The 1,163-nt window shown below is 66.5% G+C and carries 1 protein-coding gene; it reads right to left on the bottom strand.

Annotated elements, in window-relative coordinates:
* Positions 1–26 precede the first annotated feature (26 nt).
* On the bottom strand, positions 27–950 hold the full coding sequence (locus ACQYVW_RS17310; RefSeq protein ID WP_434947857.1) for an IS110 family RNA-guided transposase: 924 nt from the start codon (positions 948–950) through the stop codon (positions 27–29).
* Positions 951–1,163 lie beyond the last annotated feature (213 nt).

Here is a 1,163-nt window from a genome sequence, read left to right as displayed (position 1 = left end):
TCAGCAACTGTCTTGAGGCGCGCCGCTCAAGCCAGTGCCAGGGCCTCGCTCCGCAGCTCGTCGCGCCGCCTGGCGTTGATGATTCCCAGCAGCTTCCGCATGCACGCGACCAGCGCCACTTTGCCGAGCTTTCCGCGCGCCCTAAGCTGCTGGTAGTGCGCCTTCATCACCGGATCCCAGCGCACGGCAGAGAGCGTGGCCATGTACAGGGCAACGCGGACTGGGGCACGGCCGCCCCGTATGCGGCGCTTGCCTTGCCCTTGTCCGCTGTCGTGGTTCATCGGTGCCACGCCGGTGAGCTTGGCGATCTGCCTGCGGTCCAGATGCCCGAGCTCTGGCAGCAGTGCGAGCACAGTGGCCTGGAACACGGGCCCCAACCCTTTGCTAGAGCGGAGCGCCGGCGTGGCGTGCTCGTTGATCAGCGCCTTCATCGTCTTCTCGATCGTCGCCAGCTCGCGAGCCAAGGCCGCTACGGTGCGAGCTACGAGCTTCTTGACCGGAGGCGGCGCCATGGCCGCCTGCTGCTTGTGGGCTTGAAGGGCGATCACGACCTGGCCGCGCCGACGCAGCCAGTCACGCAGCTCACGTTGCCAAGGCGGTGGCGCGACGTACGGGCGCAGCCGATCGGCGAACAGCCGGGCCATGAGCGCGAGCATCCGCGCATCGATGTCATCGGTCTTGGCCAGCTCGCCGGTGGCGCTGGCAAAGGCACGGGCTTGCCGCGGGTTGACCCGGGCGACCCACAAGCCAGCATCGCAACAGGCCTCGAGCAGCGGCTCTTCGTAGCCGCCGGTCGCTTCGACCACGATCCGAGTCGTCGCAGCTGCCCGCAACCTCTTGATCAACTTGACGATCCCGATGCGGTCGTTGGAAAACCTGGCCACGCCTGCGTGTCCATCCAGGGCCAGGTCCAGGCTGGCCTTGCCCACGTCTATCCCTGCTGCCGTCATCCCGATTCTCCGTTACAGTCGAGTGGCCGAGAGCATCGCGCCCGAGGCCCACGCTTATCAGTTCGAGTGCAACCTCGATCAACTGTTCGGGCGCAGGGCGCGAGATCCGGCGTGCGGCCCCTGCTGAATTACGGTGGTGCTGACACCGAGGCGTTATCGGGCGCGCACGTCGGGCTCTCGGCTCTTAGGCTAGGGGAAACTCAAGACATAAGG

This window comes from Luteimonas campi, assembly GCF_051162505.1.
GTDB lineage: Bacteria > Pseudomonadota > Gammaproteobacteria > Xanthomonadales > Xanthomonadaceae > Luteimonas.
Note: the sequence above shows the minus strand (reverse complement) of the source record. Positions and strands in the feature narration are given on the sequence as shown.